4 protein-coding genes are annotated in these 6417 nt (G+C 66.1%); all 4 read right to left on the reverse strand.

The genetic code is table 11. The annotated features are described in order from the left end of the window. Positions 1–2: 2 nt before the first annotated feature. Positions 3–728 (reverse strand): hypothetical protein, encoded by a 726-nt coding sequence (locus tag ACFWBT_RS22775; protein WP_385703175.1) that lies wholly within the window; start codon positions 726–728, stop codon positions 3–5. Between the two features lie 399 nt (positions 729–1127). Further along, on the reverse strand, positions 1128–1514 hold the full coding sequence (locus ACFWBT_RS22780) for a hypothetical protein (RefSeq protein ID WP_385703178.1): 387 nt from the start codon (positions 1512–1514) through the stop codon (positions 1128–1130). Further along, positions 1507–2247 (reverse strand): hypothetical protein, encoded by a 741-nt coding sequence (locus tag ACFWBT_RS22785; protein WP_385703181.1) that lies wholly within the window; start codon positions 2245–2247, stop codon positions 1507–1509. The genes ACFWBT_RS22780 and ACFWBT_RS22785 overlap by 8 nt, the downstream gene beginning before the upstream one ends. A gap of 12 nt (positions 2248–2259) precedes the next feature. After that, a complete protein-coding gene (locus ACFWBT_RS22790; RefSeq protein WP_385703184.1) occupies positions 2260–6348 on the reverse strand; it encodes a DUF6531 domain-containing protein in 4089 nt (1362 codons plus the stop codon). Positions 6349–6417 lie beyond the last annotated feature (69 nt).

Consider the following 6417-nt stretch of genomic DNA (forward strand, 5'->3'; position numbering starts at 1 on the left):
CTCTAGTTGCCGGGGACGATGACGAGGGCGACCTGACCGGCCGAGGCGGCGTCGGCGACGGACGCCGCCTGACCGCTGTCCACGATGAGGGTGACAGGCAGATTGGTGCTGCTGATCGTGCTGTCCTTCTGGCCCTGGACGTGACTGACCTTCGCCCGGTCGACGATGAGAGCGTCGTCCGCGCTCGACGAGCTCGAACCGGAGGAACTCGACGAACCGCGGCTGCCGCTGGATCCGCTCGCGCCGACGCGGTAGACGGCCACCGTGTCACCGGACTTGATGCCCGCGGGGTACTGGCCCTCCTTGAGGGAGACGCCCACGGAGGCCTTGCCGGCGGGAACGGTGGTGCCTTTGGTGAACATGTCGCCGATGACGATGGTCCCCTCGTAGATCGGGGACTTGGCCTTGAACGACTTGAGCTTTTCGCGCTGCTGCCACAGGACGTAGTTGATGGAGGGGTCGTCCGCGACCAGCACGGAGGTCACGTGACCGCCCACGGACTCACCGGCCTGGATGTCACTCGTCACCTTCACGACCTCGATGCGGTCCCCGGCGCGCAGCACCAGCATGGTGGCGCCCAGCGCGCCGACGAGGATGAGGAGCACCGCGAGAGCGGCCAGCGCGGGTTTGCGCTCGCGAGGCGGCGTGGGAAGACGCTCACCCATCGCCGGGTGAGCCGACGTGGCGGAACGGTTGTTGCCCGCCCCCGTACGCTCTTGGATCTTCACGCAACCGCTCCCCGTACACCCAAGAAAATGTCTGTCAATTCATGCGCCAAACAGGACACTTCACCCCCGCATCCCTTTACGGGACGTACCGCGCGACCTGGCCGAATAGCCAGCGCTGGAGCGAGTGTCAAGCCATGGCACCGTATCAGCCGCACATAAGCCCCTCAAGGCGCGTCAAGACCCCTGAAGCACACCGGACTCGACGTTACCGACGTGCAACGGAAGGCGCTCGGTTCCCTGTTGAGCCCGGTGATCTCCGGGCCCACCGAACTGTGCGGCAGCGAATCCCCCACCGGCCCGCCCCCGACCAATCGTCACGGACTGCGCACGATGCGTGCACGAGTGGTTCACGGGCGAGACAGGACGGGGTGTGCTTTCAGCCACACGGGGGACGGGGCGTCAGCCCCGGGACTCGTTCCACGGAGCTTCCCTCTCGACGTCCCACCGCACCCAGGGCAAGGCACCGCGCCATCCCGCACGACGAGAGGCCCAGCCGCGCAGCACGGGCACGACGAGATCATCACCGCCATGTTCGGCCGTGAAGGGCACTTCGGCCCGATAGTGCGCATCGGGCCCTCCCTCTCTGCACTCGACCACCATCGTCCGGTCGTCGTTGAGGGCGATCTGGAGGTAGGTCCGGCCGCCATCGGGTACGTCGAGCCGATCCAGGACGAGGAACCTGCACCTCAGATTCAACCCGGCGTAAAGGCGCTGAACCTGGGCCTCCGTGGGGTCGTCCCAGGTTCCACCGGTTTCATCGGTGACTCGCAGGCGGGCCTCAGCCATTCAGGACCTCTGCCGCGAACTCGAGCAGCCCATCGAGCCCGACACGACGAGTTTCCACCCCTCCCCCGGAGAGAATCCAGCTCCCGTCCCAATCCACCCGGAACACCTGTCCGCGGAAATTCTCGAACTCGACAAAACTTCCGGGGGCGCCGTCGAGCAGTTCGAGTTCACGGTACAGAGTTCCCGGTACGACCAGGACACCGTCCGGCCCATCGGTCCCGCCTTTGGTCACCGTGTTGTCGTACCGTACCCGCAGGAACGGTGTCGGCGAGCGCCGAAGATCGGCCGGCCTGAGAAACCGGATGAAGCTCTCCCGGGCATCCTCCAGCGAGTACCTGTCGGGCTTCGCGAATTCGCACTCATACCCGGGAAATACCGCCCAGGTTACTTCCTGGAGCTCCGGTTGCTGCACTTCGTGATACCGGTGCACTCCCGGACGCGCGGCAGCAAGGACATCGAACGCGCTGCCAGGATTCCGGAACCCGGGGACCGAATTCAGAAAGGCGTCTCCCGACAGAATGAGGGATTCGCTCTCCCGCGCCGCCAACAGAAGCGACCGGACCAGACCCTCGTCGTAGGAGTCCCGCGCGTTCACCTGAAACAGGTGTCGGCGATCCTCGCTGAGCACCGCGGCAAAGTCGAGCCCCGGCACGGGTGACCAATGCCAAGCGTTCGACACTTCCGGGAACTCCTGGACACCCGGAAAACCTGAGACAATAGCAGCCGGATCCATCGATCCCTCTCTTTAAGCGCCTCTGCATGAATAATTCGGTCCGGTATCCTGCCGATACCTCGGTGCGCGCTGACCGTCGCGGCCATTGTCCGCCCGCGTCATCGGCTCCATATCAGTTGTGTTATTGTACCAAGTCTCACGCTCCGCATAACTGGTGTTGTAGCCGGTTTGATTGTAATGCTCCACGACTCGCGGGTTGTGGTCGTAGGTGAGAATGGTCGAGTCGCCGGGAATTATTTCACCGGCATTGTTGCGCCACGTGAGCTGGTCCCTGGGTATTCGGTTGCCGTTCCTGTCCATGGGCCAACCTCCAGCCGAGCGCCCCTCGTCCGTGAATCGCGTGACCATGTCCTCGTGCGTGGAGTCCCAGTACGAGTGCGGATATTCCGAGGAGCGATTGTGGCTGGTCGCGGGTGCATTCGGATCCACGGCATAGCGGCCGGTCGCCGGATTACGGATCAGGCCCAGCGGATCGGTGAAGAAGAAGGGGTGCGAGACGTAGGCGTAGTGGTTGGGGCCTGGAGCGAGTCCCAGCGGGTCCGGTGTGACGTAGCGCGCGTTCTCCGGGTCGTAGTACCGCGCGTAGTTGTAGTGCCAGCCGGTCTCCTGATCGGCGTACTGTCCCGGAAACCTCAGCGGGCAGTCCACGTCCGTCCCCGAGCCGGCGACGGACATCAGGGAGGGCAGCGGCCCACCCCACAGGGCGGTTCGCTGCTGCCAAGCCAACTCGCCTCGCTCATCCACGAGTTCGGTGGGCGACCCCACCGTGTCCGTGACCACCACGTGGAACCGGAGACCCGGCACGCCCTGATCACCGGACTCACCGCCGGAAGGCTGGGCGGAGAGTCGATGGTCGAGCTGTGTCAGCGGTCGATGGGTGCCGGAGAAGTAGTCCCACGATGTGGCGTGTCCGTCTCGGTCCACCTGTTCCGCGACCCGGGTGCCGTCCCAGGTGAATCGGATCTCCTCCGCCACCGACCCGTCGGAAGCCAGCCGCACCTTGCCACAGCGCCGTCCCGCGGGGTCGTAGCGGTAGCGCCACGTGGTGCCCTCGGGTGTGACCGTCGCGGTGAGTCTGTCCTCCGCGTCCCAGGTGAAGGCCGCAACCCGCCTCTGCCCGTTGAGCAACCGCTTCACCGTGCGAACCGGCCGCCCCTGCCGGTCGTACTCATAGGTCGTACGCCCGGACCGGACGAGCCTGTTCCCGCTGTACTCCCTCGCAGTCGGCCTCGGAGTGTCCGTGGCTGTCGACGAGCCCTGGATGTTGCCCAGGCCGTCGTACGTATAGGTCTCGGTCCAGTCCTGTGCGCGGACGGCGGTGACCCGCCCGTCGCGATCCATGTCGAACGCGCGCTGCCCTGTGGTCAGATCATCGATACCTGAAGGCAGGCCGTCAGCGCGATAACTGAACGCTCGCTGCAGACTCGGCACCTCGGCCCTCGGCTCAAGGCCGAGGATGGACTGGCTGGTGAGCCGCCCCACCGCGTTCCACGTCTGCGTGAGGCCGGCTCCGGACCCGAATCCGCGATTCAGTTCCCGGCCGAGGGCGTCAAAGCCGAAGTCCAGATGATGTCCGCCCGCGTTCAGCGTTTCAGGCCGGCCCACCGCGTCGTAGGTCCAGGTGGAGACAATCCCACTGGGGGTGCGGCGTTCGATGCGGCGGCCCATCGCGTCGAACCTGTACGCGGTCTCGGCACCATCGATCGACTCCGTCAGCAGACGTCCGACGGCGTCGTACGCGCGCTCCAGCACACTGTCGTCGTTCGCGGCTCTACGGAGACGTCCCATCGGGTCATAGGTGAAGGAGGCGACTCCGTGGGCGCTCCGTTCCTCGACCACGCGACCAAGGTCGTTCCGCGTGAGTGCGACTCGTTCCCCAGCACCGTTGGTACGGGATGCCAGCCGTCCTGCCGCGTCGTAGGTATACGTCAGTGTGCGGCCTTCGAAGTCCGTCTCGGCGGTGAGCCGATTGGTCTCGTCGTAGACGTAATCCCAGGTCAAACCCTGTGGGCTCGTCACCTTGATCAGGTTCACCTCCGTGTCGTAGGTGAACCGGTGCTCCGCCCCCATCGGGTCGGTCCGGGCGACGGGCTGATGGAAATGCCCCGTCTGCGCCGTGGACCGGTTTCCCGCCGCGTCGATGTGAGCGGTCAGGTGACCCTCGCCGTCCCATACCCAGCGCTCCTGACTCCCGTCGGCCGCTGTCCGCCAGGCGGGAGCACCTTCGACCGTCCACCCCATCAGCTCGACATTGCCATCGGCGTCGACGGCACGGACGATTCGGCCGAAGCTGTCCCGCTCCACGTGGGACGTGTGTCCGAGCGCATCCGTTTCGGCGATCGACAAGCCCAGGGGATCGCAGGTCGTACGGCTGACATGCCCCAGGGCGTCGACCGAGCCCGTCCGTCGCCCCTGCTCGTCGTAGAGGTACCGCCGCGTGTTCCCGGCCGGGTCGGTGACGCTGAGACGGTTGCCCCGGGCGTCGAAGGTCTGCTGCCAAACGGCCCCGTCCGCTTCCACAACCTGGATGGGCAGGTCCAGTTCGTCGTACCGCATGGAGGTCCGTCGCCCGTCGGGCCGCGTGATGGTGGCGAGGTTGCCGCGCGGATCGTACGCGAAGGAGGTGCGGTGGCCCAGCGCGTCGGTCCGGGACAACTGCCGGTTGTGGCGATCCCAATCCGTACGCACGGTACGACCGAGCGGATCGGTGACTTCCGTGCGCTGGAGAAGCTCGTTGTGACGGTGGCGCGTTGTGTGCCCGAGCGAGTTGGTGAACCGCGTCTCCCGGGCCTCCGCGTCATGGGCGATCGTGCAGTCGAGGAAGCCGTCCGCGCCCTCACCACGTACGCAGCGGTCCTGCTCGTCGTAGTGGTAGCGATACCAGGACCCGGTCCGGTCGGTCCAGGAGGTGATGCGCGCCCGGTCGTCATAGGCGAGCCGGTAGGGCAGGCCGCTGGAGTTGTAGATCTCGGTGAGATTGCCGTCCGCGTAGCCGAAGTCGAGAAGGGTCGTACCTTCGGGTCCCGCCTGCGCGTCCCTCAGGCGCAGCCTGACGACGCGCCCTCCGTCCGTGTCGACGTGCACGTGGTACCCGCCGGAGTGACGCACGGCGACGGGCGTTCCGTAAGGATCGCGGTCGATGTCGATGCGGTGATCGTTTCGGTCCGACACGGCAGCCAGGGGAAGCGTGAACGCCTGCTCGGCGGCCAGCGGCCGGGAACCCGGTGCGAAATGCCGGACATGACCGGTCTGGGGATCCGTGACACGCAGGGGAGCGCCGGGCTCGCCGTCCCAGTCCAGCGGCCAACGAGGCCCCTCGACCGGCATCACCGACGTCCCGGGGGCAGGAACCGGGTAGACCAGGATCATGCCGTCCTCGGTGGCGAAGAGCGCACCTTCACTGTCGAGCTCGAGCCGCTCGTCCAACGTCGAGGCCCAGGACGGACCGAACCATTGTCCCGAGGTGTAGGTCGACACGTGCGTACGGCGGAGTACCAGGGGGAGCAGAGCCGGCAGTTGGACGTCGGTGTGTTCCATGAACATCTCGCCGGACACCATGTCGACCGGATCGCCGCCCTCGCAACGACCCTTGGCGGGCTTGCTTCTGGCGACGGTGTCGTCAGCCTCTCTCCTCAGGCCCTTCCCGAAACCCTTGGCCATGGCCTTGAGGCCACCCTTGCCGAGGGTTCTCATGCCCTTGGCCAGCTTGCCGAGGCTGGTTATGCCTTTGCCGCCGGGTATGCAGTCCATCGCGGCGAAAGCGACGTCCAGCAGACCGGCCTGGCCTTTGCGATACTTGTTGAGCGTGTCCGCGAGAACCACCAGGGCGGCGATCAGCACGATCGCGCCGAGGATCGGCCCCCCGATGATCATCGCGATGATGCCTACGACCGCGACGACGACCTTGCAGACCGTGACGATGGTGTCCCAGTTGTCGGAGAACCAGTCCCCGACCTCCTCCCACCACTTCCGATTGCGAATACCCGCATCCGAAGCCTCATCGATCTTCGACTTCGCGTCCCGCGCCGCCTCCTCCCGCATCTTGCGGGCATCAGCCGCCATCTTCTTCGCCGCATCCAGCGCACTGTTCGCGTTCGTCACATCCGACTGAGCCGAGTCCTGCGCCGACTTCGCATGCTGCGCGTCCCGCGTCGCGGCCCGCACCTTCGC

Origin of the sequence: Streptomyces sp. NPDC060027 (assembly GCF_042737005.1) — a bacterium.
Taxonomy (GTDB): domain Bacteria; phylum Actinomycetota; class Actinomycetes; order Streptomycetales; family Streptomycetaceae; genus Streptomyces.

Bases quoted from the DNA above. Each gene is read 5' to 3' on its own strand.
- ACFWBT_RS22780 (WP_385703178.1), bottom strand. From the start codon at position 1,514: ATGGCTGAGGCCCGCCTGCGAGTCACCGATGAAACCGGTGGAACCTGG.
- ACFWBT_RS22785 (WP_385703181.1), bottom strand. From the start codon at position 2,247: ATGGATCCGGCTGCTATTGTCTCAGGTTTTCCGGGTGTCCAGGAGTTC.